This window comes from Algoriphagus kandeliae, assembly GCF_004571135.1.
GTDB classification, from domain to species: domain Bacteria; phylum Bacteroidota; class Bacteroidia; order Cytophagales; family Cyclobacteriaceae; genus Algoriphagus; species Algoriphagus kandeliae.
In genome coordinates this window covers 200374-223823 of sequence record NZ_SPSB01000001.1, presented here as the reverse complement: position 1 = coordinate 223823, position 23450 = coordinate 200374, and the positions used below count along the sequence as shown (strand labels likewise).

Sequence of the window (23450 nt, the reverse complement as noted above, 5' to 3'; positions counted from 1 at the left end):
TTAGGAGGCAATTACAATTTTCTAAACTCCCAAGCTATTTCATTTGGTTAGGGCTTTACTAAGCGATTAAGGAGATTTTTTTAGTGCTCATGAGAAGACTCGAACTTCCCATGGGATTCACTATTTGTTGCCCTACTAGGGCTCCAACCTAACTTACCCTAAACTTTGATCTTATCAGTGATAAAATCTACAAGTTGTTCGATTTTAATTAGTTATTAAATTTTCACTAAACTCCCCCATCCATGAATCCATACCTTGTTGATTTAAGTGTGTGGCATTGTAGAAATTGTTCCGAGAATGACTGATCTCACTGCTGGAATAATCGTAAAAGGGGGCTTTCAATTGACCAGCCGTATCATAAAGGAGTTCTAGGAGTTCCGAGCGGTTGTAAAGAAGTTTGTTGTATTCCTCTAAGTAAGGAGCTACAACCCATTCAATGGAAATCTTCTGATTTAGCAGCTGTTGATTGAGTGCCGTAAAATCATGAAACAGCTCTTCTTTGAAGACTACGTTGTGTCCCTTGGAATTTTGTTTCTTAAACAAATCAAAATTCCCATCCCATTTTTTGTTCTGCTTACGATATCCATAGATTAAAATTGGTTCTCGGTGGTATTTTCCGAAATAGGAATAAATTCCAATCACTTTCATTTTTGGATTATAAGAATATCTAAATAAGGGAATTTGAAATTGGTAGTTTGGGGTTTCATGCATTGAAAGCATTTTTTGAACATAAGAATTTTCCCTATAAGGAACCAACTGTTCAAATCCATAATAATCAGGCACCGAAGTAAAAGAATGATAATCAAGGGACCAAATAAGCTCTTTTGGTTTTATGTTATTGCTTAAATACAATTCCAACATTAATTTCTGAAGAGGATAGGTCGTTCCATCAAATCCCAAATTATAACAAGATTTTCCAGTGGCCTTTTCTATATATTCGCAATCAAAATGTACAAGTGCTCTCGAAGAACCAACTATCAAAATTTCAGCATTTATACCACCTTGGGTAACCTCATTCCATTTGGTGATTTCTCTATAATTTGAAGTTTTTAATCCCTCCTGAATCATATAATCTAAAACATAGGATAGTCCTAAGCAGATAAAGAAAAAAATAAGCCCTTTCAGAAGAAATTTATTCACTAGAACTCAGCTAAAATTGGAAATAAATAAAATCCTGAGGATTAAAGAATGCTCCAAAAAACAAAATAGTCATTACCACCCCCACATATCCGACATAGCGCAGGAACGATAATTTGAAAGCGAGAATTTGTTTTCCTTTGAAAATCCACTCTAAACTTAGCATCATGATTACTGCGGCAAAAGGAAGTTGATAAAGAGAAAATCTAAAACCCTCATTTAATGGATTCTTGAAAAATGCATTTATATACTCAAAAGCAGTTTCTATACTATCTGCTCTAAAAAACACCCAAGCAATTGTGACTAAGGTGAAAGTCCCCATTATTTGAATTACTTCTCCAAAAGAAGGAATCAAATGCCTTCCTTCATCCAGATAAGTTCGGTTCTTGCCTAAGACAAAGAATGGAATAAATAAAGTAGCATGAATAGCTCCCCAAGCTATAAAAGTCCAGTTCGCTCCATGCCAGAAACCTGATACTAAGAATACGATGAAAATATTTCGAATGGCTTTGGGTTTGGAAACTCTACTTCCTCCCAAAGGAATGTAGACATAATCCCGAAACCAAGTGGAAAGTGAAATATGCCATCTACGCCAGAACTCGCCAATATCTCTTGAGAAATAGGGAGTTTTGAAATTAGTCATTAAATCGAATCCAAAGAGCTTAGCTGTTCCAATAGCGATATCTGAGTAGCCTGAGAAGTCTCCATATATCTGAAAGGAAAAGAGCACAGCCCCCATAATTAATTCTAAACCAGAAGCAGTTTGATAATTTTCAAAAATGGGATTGACTACTAAAGCGCAATTATCCGCTATCACCATTTTTTTGAATAGTCCCCAGAGAATCAGCTTCATCCCATCTGACCCCTGTTGGTACTCAAACTCTCTTTTTTTAAGAAACTGTGGTAAAAGATGGGATGCTCTTTCGATTGGTCCTGCTACCAATTGGGGAAAGAAAGCCACATAGGAGAAAAAAGCGACAGGATCTTTTGTTGATTCCATCTTTCCTCGATAGACATCGATGGTATAACTCATTGTTTGGAAGGTATAGAAGCTAATCCCTACAGGTAGAATCAGATTCAGCGTGCTGGGATGAGCCTGGAAACCCAATAAGTTGATAAAGTCAGAGGCTGATTCGATAAAGAAGTTGAAGTACTTGAAAAAGCCGAGGAGACCGAGGTTGAAGGTAAGACTGATGGCTAAATAGGCCTTTCTCGTCAACAGTCCACGGTCAATAGTCGACAGCTGATTGGATGTATAATCGGTATTTGGTGATCCTTTCGGGGAGATTGCTTCGTCGTTCCTCCTCGCAATGACGGCCCCCATCTTCAATCCACAATAATAATCCACTGCCGAACTGGCAATAATTAACCCTAAAAATCTCCAATCCCACCAGCCATAAAACACATAGCTAGCGAGGAGGATAAAAGCATTTTGGGCTTTAAGATTCTTCTGAAATACAAACCAATAGAGTAAAAATACTATTGGAAGGAAAATAAGAAATTCGAAAGAATTAAAAAGCATTCAAAAATTCCTTTGAAAATTTATCTACCCCATTTCTATTCATATGCAATGCATTATAAAAATTTAATGTATCATCAGATATTGTTGAAAACAGAAAGTTGAGATCTCTTACATAATTATTTGAAAATAAAGAGTCATAATAATTTAAAAGATCGTATTTTTCATCATTTACTAGAAAAACTCCTGAATACATAGGAGTAAAGACCATTGTAATCTTTACATTATTTTTTTTTAAGTCATCAATAATCTCTAGATAGGAAGAAAGACTACCCTGACTTATTTCCTTTTCATAACGAAAATTTCCATTTAAATATATGGACTCAAAACTTTCTTTATTCCATTTTAGATTTTGGATTTTATAGTCTAAAAACTCTTTAGGTCTAATTTGATTTTTAACTCCTCTCAATATTACCTCAGTATGTCCTATATAGCGGAAAGTTTTAATGGGATACAACCATTTTGAAATGATTTTAAATTTATTTAGTAAATGAAAAATATTGTATTCGTCAGCTATAGGAAGTAAAAGCTCAAAATCATAGATATTTCTTTCTTTGTTTAGAAAACCAAAATTATACTCCCAAATTATCTCTTTAGGGTATCCGTTATACTTTATGAAGTATTTCAATAGTTCTTTCTGAGTTTGGAACCCCGAGGCATCTAATCCAAGGTTAAAAAACTCTTTACCAGTAGATTTTTCTAATACTTGAGTATCAAAATGCCTATATGCTCTAGAAGTTCCTAAAATCAGTATATCAGTTTTTATTCCTTTTGAAACTGACCCCAATCTTTCCTTTTTAAGACCTTTATCCCCAAAAGCAAAAATCAAAAAAAGTAGTATGAAGGAAATAATAATGAAAAGGAATGTTTTACTAATGAATTGAATCATTTTCTAAAATCAGAAATTCACAAGAATTGACACTCAAAGACTTTTTTAATTTAGAATGTGGAACATTTAACGTTTCAGGTTAAGCGTTTTGGGAGTACGACTTTGCCTATACTGGATCGGGAAAGGCTGCTCAGTTTGACAGGGTTGATGGAACGTAAAACCTTGAACGTAGAACGTAGAACCTTTATGCCACATCGGCAAAAGTGCGTTCCATTTTTCGAAAATACATCATCCCAAAAACAAAGACGACCACCGCAACGATAGTCCCTGGCCAAATCCAATCCCAAGGCATGGGCCTGTTCAGGAAGGCGGCGCGGAAGCCTTCGATTACCCCAACCATGGGATTGAGAATGTAGAACTTTTGATATACAGCCGGAACAGCTGAAGTGCTATATACCACTGGAGCAGCATAGAGCAGGAGTTGCACCAAGAAAGTCAGCGCATGCTTCACATCTCGATACTTTACCGCCAAGGCCGAGAGAAACATGCCGATTCCCAAACTACACATCAAGAGCTGAATTATCAGAAAGGGTGTGAAAAGCACTCCCCATCCCGGAACTTGCTTGAAATAGATCAGCATAAAGATCACGACCACAAAGGCAATGGTGAAGTCCAGCATTTTGGAAAGTAAGGCTGAAAGCGGCAAGACCATGCGTGGGAAATAGACCTTGGTGATCATATTGGCATTTTGGATCAGTGAATTGGCTGATTCAGTGAGCGTGCCGGAGAAATAGTTCCAAGGCCATAAAGCCAGATAAGAAAATAAGATATAAGGCATCCCATCCGAGTCCACCTTGGCCAAGCCTCCGAAAACCAGAGTAAAGACCACCGTTGTAAAAAGCGGTTGGATAATGGCCCAAGAAACCCCAAGAATAGACTGTGCGTAGCGGGCCTTGATTCCGCGAAGCGTCAGGAAATATAGGAGATCCTTATAGCGCCAGAGCTCCTTGAAGTCCACCATCTTCCATCCGGAGGAGGGTTCGATTACTTTGTAGTGTTCCGTGTTCAAAGTTTTGGGTTGTACGTTTTACGTTTTGGGTTCTACGGTGAACGTTGTACGTTTAGGGTTATACGTCGAACATAGAACCTTGAACGTTGAACGTTCAAGTGTATTTGTTTCCTTTTCGATCTGAATTTTTGAGGTATAGCATTAGCGAATTGATCTTCGCTTTGAGCTTTTCTGTTCGGGTAAGGATTTCATTCAATTCAGCTTCATTAATATACTTGTAATCAAATGCTCTATAAGCTTGAGATCTTGTTTCAGAGTTTGATCCCTTTGCTATAGATAGGAACTGAAAAAACTCTTTATTTCCGTCTCGATCGAAACCTTCTGCAATGTTGTCCATTGTAGATCCAGAAGAACTAGTAATCTGGGAGGCAAACTTAAAATCCTTTGAAAAATCTGGCTTTCGGGTTATCTCTTTAATCAACGCACTTATTTCCCTTGCTTCCTTCCAAATTTCCAAATCCTCAAATCTTTGGACTTTCATCTTGAACGTTTTACGTTGGACGTTTTGGGTTTTGAGTTGTACGTGTTGAGTTTTAGGAACGTAGAACTTTGAACATGGAACGTGGAACGACACCACAGCTTCGCCCTTTCACTCCCATTTGGGAGTTAGCATCATCCGTCACTGCGAGGCGATACTCTCCTTTTCAAAGACTTACTTACAGTTCCATTAGGAGCCGAAGCAGTCTCTTTGAGGAGATTGCTTCGTCGGTCATACTGACCTCCTCGCAATGACGACTGAGTAATAAAATTACTCGGTGCTTTGGGATTTGCAAGAGTTCTTGGGTAGAATTCTTATTTTTTCAGTGTTCAAGATCTCGAGTTTATTTTCTACAACCCTGAACTTTGAACCTAGAACCCAAAACCTCTATTTCCCAAAGATCAATATCCCCTGCACATCTCCCGGATCAGAATCCAGGATATCCACCTCCACTTGGCGGTTAACTTTTTCGAAGGTCTTTTGCCGAATGAAGTCCAGATATTCCTGATCCAGATTATTCCCAATCAATATCATTTGAACCGTTCCCGAATCTATTCCTTTTGCATAATCCCCTACTATATAAGCCTTTTCCACATCTCCCATTCGCTTGACGATTCGCTCCATTAAGTCATCCAAACCTAGAAATTTGGAGACCATATTTTTTATTTCTTGAAAGAAGGGATGTCCCTGATTGGCTTTATAGACTTTGGTTTTTCCATCCTCTTCCGACAATAGCAAGCCTGCTTCCGTAAGCCGGTTAAGTTCCACCCGTACCGAATTTGTAGACTCCTCAAATTCCTTGGCAAGGGAACGCAAGTAGCCTGAATTGGTATGAGAAAAAAACTTCAGGAGAAGTTTAATTCGGGTTTTGGATGTGACGAGGGAGTCGAGCAAAGGATTAGGGTTCTACGTTTTGAGTTCAGTGTTCCACGTTTCGGGTTCTACATTGAACGTTGAACATAGAACTTTGAACTTCTAAGGATATTTATCTCTATTACTTCTTGGGACGTTTTTTTTAAGTAATAATTAATAAACTTATATTATTGAGTAAAAAAATTACTCGATGATAAATAAAATGTAGAATTGGAAAAAATGCAAATTCATTTGATAGATATTTTTGTCTTATTATTAAAAAGCAAATGCTTTTGAAATAAAGTCTTCAGGAAATTGTCCTATAATTCTGTTATTTAGCTTCATCACTGAATTTCAAGTTTTTGAATAATCAAAGTTTTATAAAGAAGCAGGACTTCGATAAAAACACCTCCTTGGATAAACTATATATCCTTGGGATTTTGCTTATTCTTTCGGTGTATGCTTTCTTTTTTTTGAAGGTTTCCTCAGGCTTTGGACCATATTATGGAGACGAAGTTTTTTATCAGAAAAATTCGGAGAGTTATTTTCAAAGCAAGGAATTAAGAGCCTCGTTCACTTACTCGGGGAAGGGTTCGAAAATTGGTGCCTTCGATGCCCATGGACCTAGCTATCCCATTATCTATGGCACTGCGTTAAAGCTGGGGATACCTGAATCCATGCATATCCCTTTAGTTAATTACTTCCTTTTCTTTATTGCTATACTTCTTTTAGTCTGGCAAAATCGGAGGCAACCTTATAAGTTTCTCCAGGTAATCTTAATTCTGGGAAGTCCTTATACCCTATTTTATGCCTTCAGTTTTATGCCAGAATTGATCCATCTTGCAATAGCAATTGGGCTTTATCTCCTTCTCACTAGATATTTGAAAGAATTTTCTCGGTGGAATTTAGTAGTGTTGATCCTTGGAATTTTTCTGGCTGGCCTCATTCGGAGTACCTGGTTCTTTACTTTGCTTGCACTAGGATTTTATTTTTTGCCAAAAAAAATATGGTTTGGGATTAGCCTAAGTCTTGTTGGATTAGTTTCTGCTTTTTTATATGCTAGTTTTTTCCATGAACAAACTCCAACTGTTTTTTCCAATGCTATAAGCTTTCTAAAATCAGGGGAATTTGGATCGTCTTTCCATGAAATCTACTTTAACACCAAACGAAACATCTATTTCTTTTTGACCTATTCAGAGGGGAAATATTATTGGGGTTGGAAAATATGGGTGCTTGTAAGTTTGGCTTTAGGAATTGGCTTTCTAAAGAGAAATCAGCTTATCCGCATCAGTACTTACCTCCTACTCATCCAGCTCATCTTTTCCATTGTACTCTATAAAACATATGAATGGACAGATTGGAGAATGCTCAGTTCGGTGACAATTCTTTTGAATTTAGGAATTATTGAATACCATCCCTTCAAATTGAGAAGTAAACTCATGGTTGGAATAAGTCTTCTAAGTTTTCTATTGATTCTTCCTTTTCAGCACAAAGTGATTTCACTTCGTAATGACTATACTCCTACTCCTATAGGTTCAGAAATCATTTCAAACTTAAAGGATTTGAATCATGCTTTGGTTCGGGTAGATTCCAGTCTTTTAGCAGATTATGATCTTGAGTCATTACCCACAATTAATTTTGAAGGCAAGCTGATTCGATATATACTACCTTATTATTCAGTAGAAGAAGTTCCTGCAAGCCATTTTTTAGAAAAACAGGAGAATCAACTGATGATTCGTTCGGTAAAAATTCTTCCCCAATAAGCTATGCCGCTCAGAACATGAAGGGAGAAAAGAGTCAAGAATGTAAGGGTTTTCAAATCATATTTCCCGTTTTTACCTGATATTCTCCGAAAAACAAATCCAATCATTATCACTAAATGAATCAAGTAACTAATAGGAATCTGCCAGTAGAAATTGGCATGCCATTCCCGAAAGCCTGTTTCTGCGAAAAGCCAATAGATGATCAAAGAAAGCAGCAAAAGCGAAAAAGAGAAGGCTAATGGTTTCTGATTTTTCAATAAAAGGTTTTTACCAAAAAGGACAATAAAGGCAATACTTAGTGAAAAGCTTGAAAAAAAATCCCAAATAGGCTCAAAGGCATAATGCAGCCAAACTTTGAAAGGTCTTATTTCTATTTGAGGTTGGTCGGATACTTCATAAAAATCAGTAATCATCGGATCCCAAGAGTAGATTAAATATTTTTCAACCCAAATCAAGCCCAACATCCCAAAAGAAAATAGAAGTGCTTGGAAAAAGACTTTTTGATTGAATCCATAGTAGATACCAGAAAATAAGGGTAATAGAGGAATAAAACAGAATAAATAGCTTGGCTTGATGAGTAAAACAAGCAAAGCCAAAAGCCAAATTTTATAGTAGCTAGAACTTGTTTTTCTCTCCCACCAAACAAGCGTTTGTTTAAATAATAGTAAGGAAAAAGGTAAGGCAGCAATCAGGGTGGAGTTGTGCCAAATCGTAGGGGTAAATTTCCCCAAATACCAAAAATCCTTGTCGATCGATGGAATTACTAAAGGACCAAAAAACATAATCCCTAAGGAAATTATGAAGGCTTTTTTCTCTTTTACCTCAAACTCTTTTATAAGCCATTCCAAAATGATTTTATACTTCCATCCAAAGAAAAATAAAAGGACAAGTATTGAGCTTAACAAAAACTGATACTTCCAGCTAACGAATAAATCCAGCAAATAAATCAAAAAATAATATCCTGGAGGAATAGGGAAATAGCCATTTTCAAGGTACTCGATTAAATAAAAATTATGGATTTTGATATCTACTCCGTATGGAATGAATTTGACTAAAAAGTATAAAGTGTATCCAATTAAAAATAAAAGGGAAAACCAAATTACTTCTTTGTAGGATCGATTCTTTAAGGAGATCATAGACTTCGAATCAAAATAAAATTCTCCAGGCGAACTGCCTCAACTTCTTTATTCAAAAAATAGTCTTTGTTTGAATCATAGGTATTCTCATGTATTAAAAAAGCTGCTTTCTGATATTTTAATTCTGGGTAAAACTCTTTTTCGAACAAAGAGCTCCAACCAAATACCTTAAAAGGGATTGGATTGTCGAAAACAAGATGGTGATACCACTTATTTTCACCCACAAAAATTACCCGATCAAACCCTTCCTTTTTCAATTCAGTAAGAGCTCTGTCGATTTCTTTAGAATCTGGAATATTTTTGGAAGACTGGAAAAAACCTAGCGTGTGAAATGCCAATACTCCAAGCAAAGCAATTTGAAAAGCTCGAAGGATAATAGGTCTCTTTTCTTTACTTAGTTGGGGTTGTAAAAGAAAAATTGCTACTAGAAAGAAGAAAAATGCCAGCGCATAAACCTGAATTTTCAATAAATAGTAAGGCACCAACACCAAGAATCCCAGAAGGATTAAACCAAAAGCTAATAGAGCATTTTTGGGGTTGATCCAAACCGAAAATAAAATTAGGATGATCATTAGGGAGATAAAAAAATGTTCATGCTCGATATAAGTAAAAAAAGCTTTTCGATAGAAATTGAAGTTTAGAAGTTCTCCTCTCTTTTCATCCAAAACTCTTTTCCAAATCTCCAACTTCTCTTCATCCAAACCGTCATTTTCAAAATCCTGCAAACCATTGGAAAAGTGATAAATCTCTGGATTTTCGATTTTCCATTGTTCTTTTTCTAATTGAAGAAAGGGATGATCAAAAACTTGGGATCGTAGGGTATTAAGCTTATTAAACTCCTTTAATTCATTTTTCTGCAAGATGAGATAGTTAGAGATGAGGCCAATTAGAATGATGCTAATGGGAATCAGAAAAGAACGGAAAAACCTTTTCGGTTTCGGATAAATAATAAGTATTCCTAATAAAGCTCCCGTCAATAATATAGTGACCTCGGGTCGAATCAAGACCCCCAAAAGAATCAGGCCATCAGAAGGAAGGATTTTATATGGATGGGCTAGAGACACTTGCAACTTAGCTAATCTATAACTGAGACCTGCGCTAGTGGCGATAGCAGAAACTATAGAAAACTGAAGAAAAAATGCAAAATGAATAATGCAGGCAAAGAGAATCAGATTCCAAATTTGGGTTTGTATTCCAGAATCAAATTTTTCCTTAACTGCAGCCGTGAAAACATGAAAAGAAATGAATAAGGTAAAAAACCAAGTCAAAGGGTACCAGGGAATAGTTGGAAAAAAGTTGTAAAGCTTTGAAAACAACCAACTCAAGACAGGGTGAATGAATACGGCATAAGACTCGGGATGTCCGGTATAAGCACCAGAGACCAGCCACATCATTAGTTCATCATCATTTACTTGGAAACGCCAAGGCAAAAACCAAATAAGTACCAAAGCCAGGAGCATAGCTAATGACCAAAAGTTTGCTCTTATCAAATTTGAAAGACTTTTTTTCATTCGAAAGGCTGAAGCAAAATAGGCTTATTGGTAAAGTTACCAGATAATGAATCAAGAGGAAAATACAGCATATCCTTGGAATAACCTTGGGGGAAATAGTATTCCAACTGCGCCTTATCCCAGAATCCCGGGCTTTTCGGCATAGTTCTTCCCAACAGATAAGGTATACCTGAAATGCGATAGGCAGCAAGTAATTGACTCTCCTCACCCACTTCTTTTTTCAATTTTTGTAATTCCTCGATTTGACTTGGAACCAACTGAATATACTTTCTGGGAAGGTATTTCCATTGCTGTGTAGCATACCAAAGACTTTTTTGTTCAAATGGATGCCACCAAATACCATTGAAGACCAGCAGTAAAGTCATCAAAGAAATCCCAATTCCAAACCATGATTTAAGTTTTTCAGGAAAATCATCCAACAAAAGATAGATTCCTAAAATCCAGAAAACCGCATAATGAATCCCTAATCGAAGCCAATAGACATTGCTCCCTAAATGCAGGATAAAGGGCAGAAAAATTAACAAAACAATCCAAGGAAGCCTTCTTTCCCTTTTTGATTTGGAGGAGAGATTATTAAAAGTAAAGGCCCAAATTCCAGCAACAAGTAATAAGAAGAAGTGATTCCATTCATCGGTAATTTTGGTTTTGAAAAATAGGAATATGAAGATGGGCAAAACAATGGCTAGTTGCAGGAATTGGTTTTTGAGGCTTCTTCTCACTAACCAAACTGCTCCAAAAATCAATAAACTCCAAAGAAGCCCCACCAAAGTGTGTTTGATTAAGATCCAAAATTGATAATCCCCTCTACTGCCTTGGATAGCTATTCCTTCACTCAATCGGCTAATTGCATTCTCTCCCAAAGTCCAGTGGAAAATAAGTTCCAAAACCAAAAATGGAAGAATCAATGCAAGTAGGTGATACCAAGGCCTCTTTTGAATCCAGAAGATTATGATTAATGAAATACCCCCAAGTAGAATGGAGGTGGTCACTTTGACATATACTAACACCGCTAGTACCAAACCAATCAAAATGCTATTGATCCATGTCCATTTTGGTTGGGCAATAAAAGCCAGCCAAAAGCAGGTTAATACAACCGTCAAATGATTGTAGGAAAGACTGGCAGGAAGAAAACCATATCCGGCAAGCAGTCCCAAAAATGAGAGAAAATATACCTTATTAAAGGATGATTTTTGAGGATTTATTGATTGGTAAAAGCTCGTTAAGCCACAAGCTCCCAATGCATAGAATACTAATCGGAGTACTCGAAGCCCGACAATTCCGAAATGGATTCCTGTCCATTCATATATTAGTTTGAAAAAGAGGTCGTAATTGAATATCCCCCCCTGATTTTCCTGGAATGGATGCGCCAACAGGACATACAATCCCTCATCAGACACATCAAAGCCACGATTTATCCCTGCCAAAACGATGGCTATAGCTAAGATCGAGGCTCCGAGGAGGAATTTGGGCATGGTATTGATTGAAAGATCAGAAAATTTAAAGATTGGAAAATTTACCGTTCAAGGTTATATGTTTTGGGTTAAAAGTTTAACACTTAACGTTTAACATTTAACGCTGAACTTACTTGTTTGGGCAGATCATAAAATAGGGGAAGTCGGAGAAGGCAATCACTGAATTTTTCAGCATTGGGGAGACTCTGCTGGAAAGTCTCGGGTTGGGCTCGAGCAATAAAAGCGCTTTTATGAAGGCCTTGGTAATGAAACACGGCCAATATTCCCTTTCTCCTTAATCGCTGTATATATTGCTGCCGTAGTTCTGAGTTTTCAAAAAGCAAGTAAAAGATGTGGTAATTTCCGGTATGGGTTTGAAATATTACGGGCCCTAAGCCAAGTAAAGCTTCTTCTAAAATTTGCAGGTAAGGAATAGGTAAGACTCTCGGTGTTTTTTTATCCCCTGAAAACCAAGCTTGGTAGTCTTCCCAAATTTGCCTTCTCCTATTTTGGATTTCCTCCAATTTCTCTAATTGAGCCCAAAGAAATGCCGCATTGATTTCAGAAAGCAAGAAGCTACTTCCTAAATCTACCCAACTGTACTTATCAATTTCACCCCTAAAATAGGCAGAGCGGTTGGTTCCCTTTTCCCAGATGATTTCTGCACGCTGGATGAAACGCGGATCATTCACCACCAACATCCCTCCTTCCCCACAGTGAATATTTTTGGTTTCATGAAAACTAAAAGTGGAAAGATGACCAATACTACCTAAGGGCTTATCCCCCAAAAAACTATTTATTGCCTGTGCCGCATCTTCAATAAGAAATAAATCGTGTTTTTCTGCCAAGGCCTTAAGTTCAAGAATAGGACATGCAACACCTGCATAATGAACCGCCACGATTGCCTTGGTTTTTGGTGTTATCATAGATTCAATTTGGCTCACTTCAAGATTTGGAAAACCTTCTTGACTATCCACAAAAATTATTTTGGCTCCCCGTAACGCAAACGAGTTGGCGGTTGAAACGAAAGTAAAAGATGGGACAATGACTTCGTCTCCTTCTTGAATATCCAATAATATGGCAGCCATTTCGAGTGCATCTGTACAGGAAGTCGTCAAAAAGCAACGAAGAAAACCATATCTCTCCTCAAAATAGTTTTGGCATTTTTCTGTGTAATAGCCATTTCCAGAAAGTTTTCCAAGATTTTCTGCTGCATCTTGTATATAGGCAAATTCATTACCTGCAAGGAAAGGCTTATTGAATGGGATTTGAATAGTAGGATTTGGAAAAGAGGCCATGAAATGAATTTTCAGAAAGCTATGGTAAGGTAAAAAATTGAATCCAACAAAGCTTTGACTTGTTGTTTCTAGACTCTCCAATAATGGTAAATGAAGGTTTTCTTATCTAAAGAATAGCCCATTTGCTGGTACAAATTCATGGCTGGGGAATTCGCTTCCTGAGTAGGGATTTTTAATAAACTAAACCCTCTTTTGAATACTTCATGCTCTGCCGCATGAATCAATTTTCTCCCCCAAGATTTCCGCCTGTGCTGGGGATGAACAGCGATCAGTCCTATTTGTGCAAACCCTTCTTTTTCATCAAAGGTCACCATTCCGGAAAGATTTTCAGCAACCAATACATTACCCTGAGAAATGGCCTTATCAATCCAAAGCTTGTATAATTTTTCAAACTCTTGAGAATTTTGCCTGGAATCAACTTTGAACCTAGAATAATGTCCGCTTTCAAAAGCTAAGAATTGAAGAGTTTGCAAAGTTTCCTTTTCACCGTATTTCTGAATGGATTCTTCCAAAGTCGAAATTCCTGAAAAGCTCTCTTCTGCTTTTAAATTTTTCTCAAAAATGACTTTAGTGTCTACATGGAGAATATCTGGTGAAGAAAGGGGAAGCTCATGTTCTGAAAAAATATACACCAACTGGAAATTAGAGGCCTCCACTAAAAAGCTTGCCTCTGTCATGGATGAATCCCAATTGATCTTCCCTACTGGATAACCGAAAAGTTCAGAATCAAATGAAAGGGTTTGAATTAATTTTGATTGCATGTTTTTCTACGGACGAAATTTAGGATGGCAAATGGATGAGCTTTTGTCAAAGACCTTTTTCGACTCCTTGTCCATATGTTTTTTTCTCAATGATGTAAATAGGGCGATTTTTCACTCCCTCAAAGGTTTTACCAACATAGAGCCCCACTACTCCCAAGGTGATCAATAAAACCCCGGCAAGCACCCAAATAGAAATAATCAAACTAGCATATCCAGCTACAATAATTTCACCCTGCCAATAACGGATCAAGGTATAAAGCGCAAATAAGAAACCCGTCAGCGCTACGCCTACCCCCAACTTAACAGTCAAGCGAATCGGTTTATCACTATAGGCCAACATGATATCCAAAGCCAAATTGAAGAGCTTTTTGGTATGGTAGGTACTCTTCCTGTTTTGATTGGATTGATGTGCGACAGGAATGGAAATTTGCCGAAATCCAACCCATTTGATCATAGTAGGAAAATAACGGATGGATTCCCGCATACCAATCACCTCCTGAATGACCCGATGATGATATATCCCGAAATTGGCTATCGTTTCATCTTGCTCTGAACCAGTCAAATAGGAAAGGGTGCGATAAAATAACTTGGATCCAAACTTCCTCCAAAAATGGTCTTTCCGATCCACTCGCTTCCCTACAACCACATCATATCCTTCCATAGCCTTCTGATAAAGCCAGGAAATCTCTTCTGGGCTGTCTTGCAAGTCACAATCCATTACCACTACCCAATCCCCTTTTGCCTGATCCAATCCAGCCGTTATCGCATAGTGCTGCCCGAAGTTTCTGGAAAGTTTAATCCCTTTGATAAACCCATCCTCCTGAGCTAATTCCTCGATCTTTTCCCAGGAATCATCGGGGCTTCCATCATCTACCAAGATTATTTCAAAAGTTTTCTCCAATTGCTTCATGACCTGACAGATTCTTTCAGTCAATTCATCGAGGGTATCCCTTCCAAAATAAACTGGAATTACAATCGATATGTGAGGATTAGGATTAATAGCTGAAGGCAATAAATAATGAGACTTCTAAAATAGAAAATGACTTTGACATCCCGGAAAGAAATTAGTGAAGCTCGAACCAAATCTGGAAAAGTAGGAATTCTAAAAACAGAAGATTATAAATCATACATTTTAGAATTCTTTGATTTGTTATATCAAAAACAGATATAATATAAAAATGTGGAAAACTTTTGTCTCTTACTCTCAAAAATTACCCTGTTTATGGTATTTTTTTTTCGCTTGAAGATTCTACCTTTGAAATAGGGTGATTAAGCAACTTTTCTCATAATTGTTTTCGAGAATTACAAAAGGGACTTTTTCCACTACTTTTTAATCCCTTTTTTCCGAATTCAAAATTTGGAAGTCTAACTGAAAAAAGAGCCTGATAAAATTATCAGGCTCTTTTTTTATGCAGGTCAAAAATGAGGTTAATAAAAGCGGACTTCGCAGTTAGGGTTAATTTCTTTAAATCGATCCACTGCCCTGCTTGTCAATCGGGTATTAAAGCAAGAAAGCTTTTGCAAATTCTGTAATCCCTCGATGGGTCTTAATGAGCGCAAATTGGTACTGGCGACATCCAATTCTTCTAAACGAACCAGATTCTCTAGACCTTTCAGACTCTTCAAATTGGTTCCCGAAATATTTAAAGTCCGCAATTCAAGCAAGGAAGCCAAAGGAGTCAAATCCTCAATCCCCGTATTGGAAATATTCAGTTTTTGAAGTTGGAACAAACCCGATAAAGGAGAAAAGTCAACAACCGGCATTTGAGAAAGACTCAAATCCTCCAATAGCTTCATTTCAGCAAGTGCTGAAATATCAGAAATTGGGGCATCAAAAACAGCAAGCTTTCGAAGGTTTACAAATGTTTTTAAAGGAATTAAATCCTGAATGGAAACCCGCTCAAAATTAAGTGAGGCTAAAGCTGTTAAATTGTGTAATTGTTCAGTAGAGGGCTTATCGGGCAGGCTAAACTGTCGACGAAGTAATTCCTTCCAAGAGGTCCCTAATCCTTCCCACCAGTATTCCAACTCAGTCACCCGATAAATCAAAGTCAAATCCGGTTTTTTCAATAATACCTCCGGCACTTCATCCTCCAAGAAAGCTCCTCCATCCACATTCAAATACGACAAGAAAGACATGCCAATAACTGGCAGAATGCTCTCCACAGGACTATCCGCAAAATTTAATACCTGAATGGAATCTTGATTTGCCAAAGGGCTCAGGTCCCGGACTTGAGTCTGAGTAGCCTGAATTTTTGTCAAAGTTTTCACTTCGGAAAGTGGAAGCAGGTCCGAAATTGGATTCTCCGAAAAATCAATTTCCTGAAGTTTCACAAATCGAGTAATTGGCTTTAATGTTTGGATATCCAATCCGGATAAATCCAGTTTTTCCAAACCAATCGTAGAAGTCAAAACCTCAATATTCGGAGAATTTCCTCGAATTTCAGGGTTGGCTTTTCGAAGGGCGTTTTTCCAAGGCTCGGATAAGGCAGCCCACCAACTTTCCAAATCTTTGACGTGGTGTATAAGAAGGACTTGTGGATTTCTTCTGGAAAAATTATCAGCTGACGCAATGGAGAGTTTGGTCTCATCCGCTAATACCTTCCTCAAATTGGGTTTTCCATTAAGCCCAGATATATCAGCTACTTCCGTCCCGGTCAAATCTACTGTTTCAAGTTGATCCAAACCCACCAAAGGAGTTAAATCCTGAATATTTGTCCGGGATAAATCCAGATATTTCAAGGACTTAAGCTGACCAAGATTAGAGAAATTAATCAGGTAATTTCCTTTTAAAGTGAGCTGCTTCAATTGCTTCAAATTCTGAATATTTTCAGCATTGTTGAAGCCACTTTCTGTCAAATCTAAGGATTCAAGGCTATCAAACTCATTCAACACCTGATAGCTCACAATTGGCGTATTGACCAGTTTGAGTGATTTTAAAGACTTCAGATTTTGAAGCTCGTCAATTTCCTGTATTTGGGTTCCGGATAGATTCAAACTTTTCAGTCGATCCGAATATTTGATAAACTGAATATCTGAGGTTGGTGTATTGGATACATCCAAATATTCCAGAAAAGTTACATTGGAGATTGGACCCAAATCCATAATGCGAGTATCACTTAAATCCACGTAACGAAGATCTCGAAGGGATTCGAGAGGACTTAAGTTTAAAAGGGAATCAGTACCAGAAATATCCAAGGAATCCATGGATACAAATCGGTATAACAAATCCAAATTGATGGAATCATTCTCCGAAAGTGAAAACTCTGCCCTGAAGAAGGACTTCCAATGCGGATCCAAAATTTCCCACCACTCCAAAAGCTCTTCGTCTCTGCTGAGTTTGGTGGTATAAATACTAACTATTTTTAGCTCTTGAGACTTTTCATCCAAATTAACCTCTACGAACCGGGGCTTAGTATTATTTACTTTCACACCATCCTTTCCGGTAGCTTCAATTGTTCGATCCAAGGATACTACAAAGAAAACATCTCCATTTTCTTTTTGGCCTGGTTTGACATCCCGGATTTTGAATTGAAAAGCGACATTTTGATAAAAGAACTCAATGTCCTTCATGTAGGCAGTAATATCCTTATTGATGACCACCTTTCGGTCAAGTAAGAGGTCATCTTCTACCTGCACGGTGCCATCTCGGAAGATTTTCAAATAACTTTCCCGGATAATTACATCCTTATCCCGGGTAGGTGTATCCTGGGCTCCAATTGTATTGAGCAAATATTCTAAAAATCGGACCTGATCCTCCACTTTGGAAGTATAGGATTTGATTTCTTCTTCGGTATATCCTTTGAGGGTTTGTGAAAAACCCGAATTGATTCCCAAAAAGAAAACAAAGACTAGAATAAAAAAACCTTTAATTCTGGCCATAAATAAACTTTTGAAGGGTTTCTTTATCTCCTGGGTTAAGCTTGACAAGACTAGAAATCAACCAACCTGTATTAAATCCTGGACGGTTAAACTGGGAAACTTCAAAATACCATCCTTCGATTTGAAAAAAGTGAAACCGAACATCACTTACAGTATCAAATCGTAGATTCCCTTTTTTCATTTCATAGAGAAAGATGGAAAGGTAATCCGGGGAAAATGAACTTCCTGTAAAGGCTTCTGGCAACTCCGAGTCTTGGAAGGCTCTACGAAGATTCATGAATCCCAATTCATGGGAAAGTGGATGTAAGAAGTCTTTTTCATCACCAACGGGCTTATCAAAAAGATTTCGGAATGGTCCAAAATCCACCGCATCGATTACCCATTCATAGCCTAATCCCTGAGGTTGGATTTTAAGGATTAGATTGGCAGTTTCTCGTTTTCCTTGGAAGAAAAATTCCGTCTTTACCTCTGCAAACCACCCTTCTCGGTGGAAACTGAGGTACTGAGGATATATCTCTGACATGACCTGCTCTGCAAATTGGGACTTGAGGGCCGGCGTAATTCCGCTAGTCTGATTATCAAATAAGACTTGAAGAAAGCCTTTCCGAAGGGATGAATTGTGATAAAGTGAATCGCCGGGATAAAAGCGGGTATTTCCGTCTATGGATTCCTCCGCATTGAATCGCCGAAAAAATTGATTGAGTTGTTTGGTCGAGGCGGCAAATCGACCATCATCTTTGATTGTTCCGCCAGAGCCTATGCCCTGAGCGGAAACAATCGAGATGCTTGCGATCAAAATCGCAATGGTAATAAGGGTTATTCTCATGCTGAAGTTTCAGTCACTCGCACATCACCGAGCATTACATCCCAAAATTCGATGGTACGACCAGCAATTTGAGTTTGTTTTTTCTCAACGTAAATGGTGATGTCTTTCTTCGTGGTGTCTTTATAGTTCATTCCTGTTTCAATAGAAGTACCTTCGAAACGCTGGAAGATTGTAATAACACCTACATATCGACCATCGGGCTGACGCTCCAAATCAGAAATATATTGGATATCATACCAAGTAATGTTCACCCGGTCATAGTTCAAAGCCATCAATCGCTCGAAGTATCTTCTGACTTTGTAATACGCAATTTCAGAAGAATTGATGCTAGAAACTCCCATTTCAGCTCCAGGAGCGAATAGTTCTTCCGCACGATCCATTACGCGGTTTGCTTCAGAAAACTGGGTGTCTTTGCTTCCAATGATGGCGATGTATTTACTAAGGTCTTTTACCTTTTCAAGAGCCAAGGAATCAATTGCTTGCTTTCTTGCAGGACTGATATTCTCGGACTGTGCCACTGCTGTTAATGAGCTGGCTAGAAAAAGACCAAGAAAAAGGATTAGGGTATTTTTCATTGTATATAGGTTCTAACGGTGATTACTTTCTTCTTAACTCAAGCTCAGAAACCTTTCCATTGGCATCCAAGCGGATATCGCTAATGAAATTCAGGTTCTTTTTGGTGTCTTTCAAGTATTCAAGATACTTACGGATGGTGGTAGGCTCATCGTAATCCTTTACCCCATTTTCTTCATGAATAACAATCAAAACCGGAGTATCCTGATTGGAAAACATCGCTAAGGTTTGTTCGATAGATTGGTTAGCAATACCAGTATTACCTGCTGCAGCCACAGAATTGAAAGCATTTTCAAGCTTTTCAACAGCTACTTCTTCAGCAGTTGGAGCTGGTGGTTGAGGAGCTGGCTTTTCTTCAACTCGTTCAACCGGAGCTGGTTCAGGCTCAGGCTGCACAGCTTTCTTTTTGGACTTGCAAGCTCCTAATGCTAGTATAAATACTAACGCGAAAACCAGGGAGCGATTCAGCGTGGAGGTGATTAAATTTACTTTCATTGTTTAGGGTTGAATTAATTATTTTGAAAGGTTGATCGATTGTTTCAAATACTTTGAAATTCATAGCAAAGTAAATAAAAAGCATTGATTATCTGGCAAAGGGCGGTCCAAAACCCTTTGATACTTTGTCAAAGATTCTAAAAATTTTTATAAGCGGTGGACGAAAAATGGAATAAGCAAAATTCGAGTGATTTCTATTCCATTTCTAAAGGGAATCCAATATCGAAGGAAAAGCCTGTTTGGATTTCAAACCAAAAATTTAAAAAGCAGGATTTTGAAAAAACCAGACCTCAACCTAATGTTTTAAATGAATTAAAATCATTTTATAGGCAAAAAATACCCATTTTTGGGGATGTTTTCGTGTTTTTTTAATACCGATATTTACAATGTGTTAAGTTTTTAATCAGGCTATGCCGACCGAAAATGTCCAGGGTTTCCTTGGGCATTTTCTTTTTTTACTTAGAATCAGTTGGTGAAAGCCTAGAGGAAATCAAGTGCCTGAAAAGCAAATAGGCGATCCCAGTTCCTATCAACAATATTGAAGCAACTAATGGTGAAGGATAGCTTTTGGTTTGGATAAAAAACAAATAATTAATTAAAAGTTGTAATGAAGCATATCCCAAGGAGATTAACACATGGCTAATTTTAAATTCATTTGCCAGGATTTGATAAAGGTGCGTTCGGTGAGGTTCTGACAACTTTTCCCCATTTCGGTATCTTCGAGCCATTGTTAAAACCACATCTACTCCATAAACCAAAAGAAGAAGAATAATAGTCCACTTCCCTACTTCTAAATACCATTGAGTAAGGAAGTAAATTATCAAATAAGCTAAGCTGATACTTCCCACATCACCTGCAAACATCAAAGCTCGTTTTCTCAGGTTGAAAAGTAAAAAAACGCAAATTGCCAAGATTTCATATTGAATAAGTTGACTCTGGAAAATGGGCAAATAGCTTTGGACTGCTAGTAGGGAACTGAAAAACACTAAGCCATACAATCCACTTATCCCGTTAATCCCGTCCATAAAATTGATTGCATTAATAATACCTAATGCGATGAAGTAAAAGATCGGAAGAATATACCAATCCATTTGACTGAAGAGGTCTAATTGGTAAAACCCAAGGGACAAAGCCACAGACTGCATCAAAAAGCGAAACTTCCTGGAAAGAGAGTGAATATCATCCCAAAAACTAATCAATGATATTAAAACCAGCCCAAGAATCATAAAGGTGTCTTGGAAGCCTGAAATACCCCACCAAATAACTGCAGCAATAGGAAAGATAATCCCTCCTCCCCTGACTGTTACTTTGGTGTGAGAGGAGCGGTGATTGGGTTTATCGACGATATTAAGTCTTTTTGCAAGGTATAGGTATGCAAATCCAATACTTACTAACCCGAAAAATAAGATGACCTCTTTTAACATTTATTTCAAAATTCTATTAAAAATTTCTTCTACAATACGTTTTGAGGCAAACCCGTCACCATATGGATTAAGTGCTTTGGACATTTTATAGTAGAACTCAGGGTTATTTAGCAATTGCTTTGCAGAATCTTTGATTTTTGTTTTATCAGTTCCGACCAAAAGAACCGTTCCAGCCTCTACCGCTTCTGGGCGCTCTGTAGTTTCCCTAAAAACTAAAACTGGTTTACCTAGTCCTGGAGCTTCTTCTTGGATTCCACCTGAATCAGTCATAACAAAATAACAACTCTTTAAAAGGAAGATAAATGGTAAATATTCTAGAGGATCTGTAAAGAACAAATTAGATTTTTCATTTGATTTTGTTCCAAACACATCTTCAACGGAAGCCCTTACATTAGGATTCAAATGAATTGGAAACACAAAGTCTACATTTTCATATTCATTTGATAATTCCTTTAGGGCTTGAAATACATTTTGAAATCCATCTCCGAAATTCTCCCTTCTATGTGCAGTAATAAGAATCATTCTTCGGCTACCATCAAGCCATGGTTGAATAGAATCCCAAGGAATTTTAGGTAGGTAGTATTTTAGAGATGACGGATTCTTTTTTATCTCTTGATCAATTTTTTCTGAAATAATTTGAAGAGAATCGATTACCGTATTTCCTGTTACAAAAATTGAATCTGGTAAGGTACCCTCCTTTAACAAATTAATCTTACTTGACTCAGTTGGGGTAAAATGGAAAGATGATAACCTAGAATTTATCTGCCTATTCAGCTCTTCGGGCCATGGGTTATACATCTTATAAGTTCTTAAGCCGGCCTCAACATGACCTACAGGAATCTTAAAAAAAAATGAGCTTAGGGCTGCTGCAGTAGAGGACGAAGTATCTCCATGAACCAAAACTAAATCTGGATTTACCTCAGCAAGAACTTTCTTCATACCTAGCATAGAAGCAGTGAAGATTTCAAATAAATCTTGCTTTGGCTTCATAATTTCCAAATCAAAATCAGGTTTTATTTCAAAAAGATTCAAAACCTGATCGAGCATATCTTTATGTTGACCAGTAACACATACGGTCAACTTAACTTTATCTGGATGTTTTCGAAATTCGATAATCAGAGGAGCCATTTTAATCGCCTCTGGCCTAGTTCCAAAAACAGTTAAAATTTTTATCATTTATCAATGTAGTTTTCAATAATTCCTTTAAGGTATTTGGATTGTTCCTGAATGGTACAGTAGGTTTGAAAATAATTCTTGCCTCCTTCAGCTATTAATTTCAATTTTTCTTGATCATTGATGATAAGCTCCAGCTGAGGTTTTAAATCTTTTTCAGGCGAAATCAAAAATAATTCTTTTCCATCTTCAGGAAAAATGGGGAGATCAATTTTAAAGGGTAATGAAATAATCGCTACTCCAGAATTTAAATATTCAGCAAATCTCCAACTCAAAGCACCTAATACCGCAGGATTATTAAATCCCACTATTGATTTTCTGCTAAGTTTATTGAATTCGCGTGGAGAATAATTCTTTTTATTTAAAATGTCTCCGTAACCCTGATTTTCTCCATCCCGCCGCGGATTCAATCCACCCTCAAATTTAATGTTTTCATTTTCAATACAGAATCGTATATACTCAGCTCTCATCAGATTTGCTTCCTTTTCTTTTTCCCAAATTGATCCAGAAAAAAAAACAAATGCTTGGTCAGGGAATTTAAAACGGTATTCAAAATAGTTCGGTCTTTTAGAAATCCTCAAAATTTCTCTTAGAAATCTGTAAAAGCTTTTGATTCGTAGATTTTTAAAAAAGAGATAAAAATAGGGTAAAGATAAATTTATTGGGTAGTGTGGAAATAATGAAAAAATCCTATCTTTCTGATAATCAGGATTTTCCTTCAATTTGTTGGTAACAAAATAAAAATTAGAACTTTTATACAATTCGTCAATTATCCCAACAGGATCATTGTTATCAATTACAATTAATTTTCCATCCCACTTAAAAATTAAAATAGGAGAAAAATCATATTTAAAGAATTGAGGTTCAGGCTTATAAATTGGTCTACCAAGAGTGAATAGGACTTTTAGGTAAAAGGTGCTATAGTAGCTTGGAATATTTAAAACATCAATATTATTTGAATTCATAGGATGTTTGGCCTTGAATAGGGAATGTTTTCAAGAGACCAATATTTTATGGGCACACAAATTAAACTAGTATTTGACTTTCCAAAAAATGATCGCAAATTATTCTATAAGGATTTAAAATTAAAATTACAGTAACTTAGAAGGTCGTCCATCCCTCAAATCATTTAAAGTTGCCATTTTTATACTTTCTTTTAAAGAAAAAAAGAAATATTTTTTTTTAATGGTTTAAACCAAATCATAAACCAATTTTTCAATGGGTGCCCGTTTGGCAGAGTGAAAAATTCAATAAGAAAAGGCTGATTGATATA

General features: G+C 37.1%; 20 protein-coding genes. 1 reads left to right on the top strand and 19 read right to left on the bottom strand.

Annotation, left to right across the window (positions count from 1 at the left end; all coding sequences use genetic code 11):
• Window positions 1–204: 204 nt before the first annotated feature.
• The 6 genes from E4S40_RS00950 to E4S40_RS00925 all read right to left on the bottom strand — a co-directional run bounded on the left by E4S40_RS00950 (window position 205) and on the right by E4S40_RS00925 (window position 5926).
• The gene (locus E4S40_RS00950; protein WP_135069516.1) at window positions 205–1140 is read right to left on the bottom strand and encodes a hypothetical protein; all 936 of its coding nucleotides are present in this window, start codon (window positions 1138–1140) and stop codon (window positions 205–207) included.
• Window positions 1141–1150: 10 nt separating this feature from the next.
• Entirely contained in the window at window positions 1151–2659 is a 1509-nt protein-coding gene (locus E4S40_RS00945) for an MBOAT family O-acyltransferase (protein ID WP_135069513.1), read from the bottom strand.
• Window positions 2649–3545, bottom strand: coding sequence for a hypothetical protein (locus E4S40_RS00940; protein WP_135069510.1), 897 nt, complete (start codon window positions 3543–3545; stop codon window positions 2649–2651). Before E4S40_RS00940 ends, E4S40_RS00945 begins: the two co-directional genes overlap by 11 nt.
• A 184-nt stretch (window positions 3546–3729) precedes the next feature.
• Window positions 3730–4506: an ABC transporter permease gene (locus tag E4S40_RS00935; protein ID WP_135071469.1), complete on the bottom strand. Its 777-nt coding sequence runs from the start codon at window positions 4504–4506 to the stop codon at window positions 3730–3732.
• Between the two features lie 142 nt (window positions 4507–4648).
• Window positions 4649–5035, bottom strand: a complete 387-nt coding sequence (locus E4S40_RS00930; protein WP_135069507.1) for a four helix bundle protein — start codon at window positions 5033–5035, stop codon at window positions 4649–4651.
• Window positions 5036–5419: 384 nt separating this feature from the next.
• On the bottom strand, window positions 5420–5926 hold the full coding sequence (locus E4S40_RS00925; RefSeq protein ID WP_135069504.1) for a winged helix-turn-helix domain-containing protein: 507 nt from the start codon (window positions 5924–5926) through the stop codon (window positions 5420–5422).
• 320 nt (window positions 5927–6246) lie between these two features.
• Between E4S40_RS00925 and E4S40_RS00920 the strand changes: the two genes are divergently transcribed.
• Window positions 6247–7647: a hypothetical protein gene (locus E4S40_RS00920; protein WP_135069501.1), complete on the top strand. Its 1401-nt coding sequence runs from the start codon at window positions 6247–6249 to the stop codon at window positions 7645–7647.
• Here E4S40_RS00920 and E4S40_RS00915 read toward each other — a convergent pair.
• The 13 genes from E4S40_RS00915 to E4S40_RS00855 all read right to left on the bottom strand — a co-directional run bounded on the left by E4S40_RS00915 (window position 7608) and on the right by E4S40_RS00855 (window position 23142).
• Window positions 7608–8783 (bottom strand): hypothetical protein, encoded by a 1176-nt coding sequence (locus E4S40_RS00915; RefSeq protein ID WP_135069498.1) that lies wholly within the window; start codon window positions 8781–8783, stop codon window positions 7608–7610. The two genes, E4S40_RS00920 and E4S40_RS00915, sit on opposite strands and share 40 nt — an antisense overlap.
• Window positions 8780–10243: a hypothetical protein gene (locus E4S40_RS00910; protein ID WP_135069495.1), complete on the bottom strand. Its 1464-nt coding sequence runs from the start codon at window positions 10241–10243 to the stop codon at window positions 8780–8782. The genes E4S40_RS00915 and E4S40_RS00910 overlap by 4 nt, the downstream gene beginning before the upstream one ends.
• Before the next feature lie 47 nt (window positions 10244–10290).
• The gene (locus E4S40_RS00905) at window positions 10291–11766 is read right to left on the bottom strand and encodes a hypothetical protein (protein ID WP_135069492.1); all 1476 of its coding nucleotides are present in this window, start codon (window positions 11764–11766) and stop codon (window positions 10291–10293) included.
• 83 nt (window positions 11767–11849) lie between these two features.
• Entirely contained in the window at window positions 11850–13043 is a 1194-nt protein-coding gene (gene rffA, locus E4S40_RS00900; RefSeq protein WP_135069489.1) for a dTDP-4-amino-4,6-dideoxygalactose transaminase, read from the bottom strand.
• Between the two features lie 68 nt (window positions 13044–13111).
• Window positions 13112–13804, bottom strand: coding sequence for a GNAT family N-acetyltransferase (locus E4S40_RS00895; protein WP_135069486.1), 693 nt, complete (start codon window positions 13802–13804; stop codon window positions 13112–13114).
• A gap of 46 nt (window positions 13805–13850) precedes the next feature.
• Complete coding sequence (locus E4S40_RS00890; RefSeq protein WP_317129200.1) at window positions 13851–14816, bottom strand: glycosyltransferase family 2 protein; 966 nt, start codon at window positions 14814–14816, stop codon at window positions 13851–13853.
• A gap of 416 nt (window positions 14817–15232) precedes the next feature.
• Window positions 15233–17686 carry a leucine-rich repeat domain-containing protein gene (locus E4S40_RS00885; protein WP_135069483.1) on the bottom strand — a complete coding sequence of 818 codons (2454 nt, stop codon included), beginning with the start codon at window positions 17684–17686 and terminating at the stop codon, window positions 15233–15235.
• On the bottom strand, window positions 17673–18512 hold the full coding sequence (locus E4S40_RS00880; RefSeq protein ID WP_135069480.1) for a hypothetical protein: 840 nt from the start codon (window positions 18510–18512) through the stop codon (window positions 17673–17675). Before E4S40_RS00880 ends, E4S40_RS00885 begins: the two co-directional genes overlap by 14 nt.
• Entirely contained in the window at window positions 18509–19087 is a 579-nt protein-coding gene (locus E4S40_RS00875) for a hypothetical protein (RefSeq protein WP_135069477.1), read from the bottom strand. Before E4S40_RS00875 ends, E4S40_RS00880 begins: the two co-directional genes overlap by 4 nt.
• 22 nt (window positions 19088–19109) lie before the next feature.
• Window positions 19110–19580, bottom strand: coding sequence for a nucleoid-structuring protein H-NS (locus E4S40_RS00870; RefSeq protein WP_135069473.1), 471 nt, complete (start codon window positions 19578–19580; stop codon window positions 19110–19112).
• Window positions 19581–20035: 455 nt separating this feature from the next.
• A complete protein-coding gene (locus E4S40_RS00865) occupies window positions 20036–21004 on the bottom strand; it encodes an MraY family glycosyltransferase (protein ID WP_135069470.1) in 969 nt (322 codons plus the stop codon).
• A complete protein-coding gene (wecB, locus tag E4S40_RS00860; RefSeq protein WP_135069467.1) occupies window positions 21005–22180 on the bottom strand; it encodes a non-hydrolyzing UDP-N-acetylglucosamine 2-epimerase in 1176 nt (391 codons plus the stop codon).
• Window positions 22177–23142 carry a hypothetical protein gene (locus tag E4S40_RS00855; protein ID WP_135069464.1) on the bottom strand — a complete coding sequence of 322 codons (966 nt, stop codon included), beginning with the start codon at window positions 23140–23142 and terminating at the stop codon, window positions 22177–22179. The genes wecB and E4S40_RS00855 overlap by 4 nt, the downstream gene beginning before the upstream one ends.
• Between the last annotated feature and the right edge of the window lie 308 nt (window positions 23143–23450).

Excerpts from the sequence above, each read along its gene's own strand:
- E4S40_RS00945 (WP_135069513.1), bottom strand. The coding sequence starts at position 2,659 with ATGCTTTTTAATTCTTTCGAATTTCTTATTTTCCTTCCAATAGTATTT.
- E4S40_RS00940 (WP_135069510.1), bottom strand. The coding sequence starts at position 3,545 with ATGATTCAATTCATTAGTAAAACATTCCTTTTCATTATTATTTCCTTC.
- E4S40_RS00935 (WP_135071469.1), bottom strand. The coding sequence starts at position 4,506 with ATGGTGGACTTCAAGGAGCTCTGGCGCTATAAGGATCTCCTATATTTC.
- E4S40_RS00930 (WP_135069507.1), bottom strand. The coding sequence starts at position 5,035 with ATGAAAGTCCAAAGATTTGAGGATTTGGAAATTTGGAAGGAAGCAAGG.
- E4S40_RS00915 (WP_135069498.1), bottom strand. The coding sequence starts at position 8,783 with ATGATCTCCTTAAAGAATCGATCCTACAAAGAAGTAATTTGGTTTTCC.
- E4S40_RS00910 (WP_135069495.1), bottom strand. The coding sequence starts at position 10,243 with ATGCTCCTGGCTTTGGTACTTATTTGGTTTTTGCCTTGGCGTTTCCAA.
- E4S40_RS00905 (WP_135069492.1), bottom strand. The coding sequence starts at position 11,766 with ATGCCCAAATTCCTCCTCGGAGCCTCGATCTTAGCTATAGCCATCGTT.
- rffA (WP_135069489.1), bottom strand. The coding sequence starts at position 13,043 with ATGGCCTCTTTTCCAAATCCTACTATTCAAATCCCATTCAATAAGCCT.
- E4S40_RS00895 (WP_135069486.1), bottom strand. The coding sequence starts at position 13,804 with ATGCAATCAAAATTAATTCAAACCCTTTCATTTGATTCTGAACTTTTC.
- E4S40_RS00885 (WP_135069483.1), bottom strand. The coding sequence starts at position 17,686 with ATGGCCAGAATTAAAGGTTTTTTTATTCTAGTCTTTGTTTTCTTTTTG.
- E4S40_RS00880 (WP_135069480.1), bottom strand. The coding sequence starts at position 18,512 with ATGAGAATAACCCTTATTACCATTGCGATTTTGATCGCAAGCATCTCG.
- E4S40_RS00875 (WP_135069477.1), bottom strand. The coding sequence starts at position 19,087 with ATGAAAAATACCCTAATCCTTTTTCTTGGTCTTTTTCTAGCCAGCTCA.
- E4S40_RS00870 (WP_135069473.1), bottom strand. The coding sequence starts at position 19,580 with ATGAAAGTAAATTTAATCACCTCCACGCTGAATCGCTCCCTGGTTTTC.
- E4S40_RS00865 (WP_135069470.1), bottom strand. The coding sequence starts at position 21,004 with ATGTTAAAAGAGGTCATCTTATTTTTCGGGTTAGTAAGTATTGGATTT.
- wecB (WP_135069467.1), bottom strand. The coding sequence starts at position 22,180 with ATGATAAAAATTTTAACTGTTTTTGGAACTAGGCCAGAGGCGATTAAA.
- E4S40_RS00855 (WP_135069464.1), bottom strand. The coding sequence starts at position 23,142 with ATGAATTCAAATAATATTGATGTTTTAAATATTCCAAGCTACTATAGC.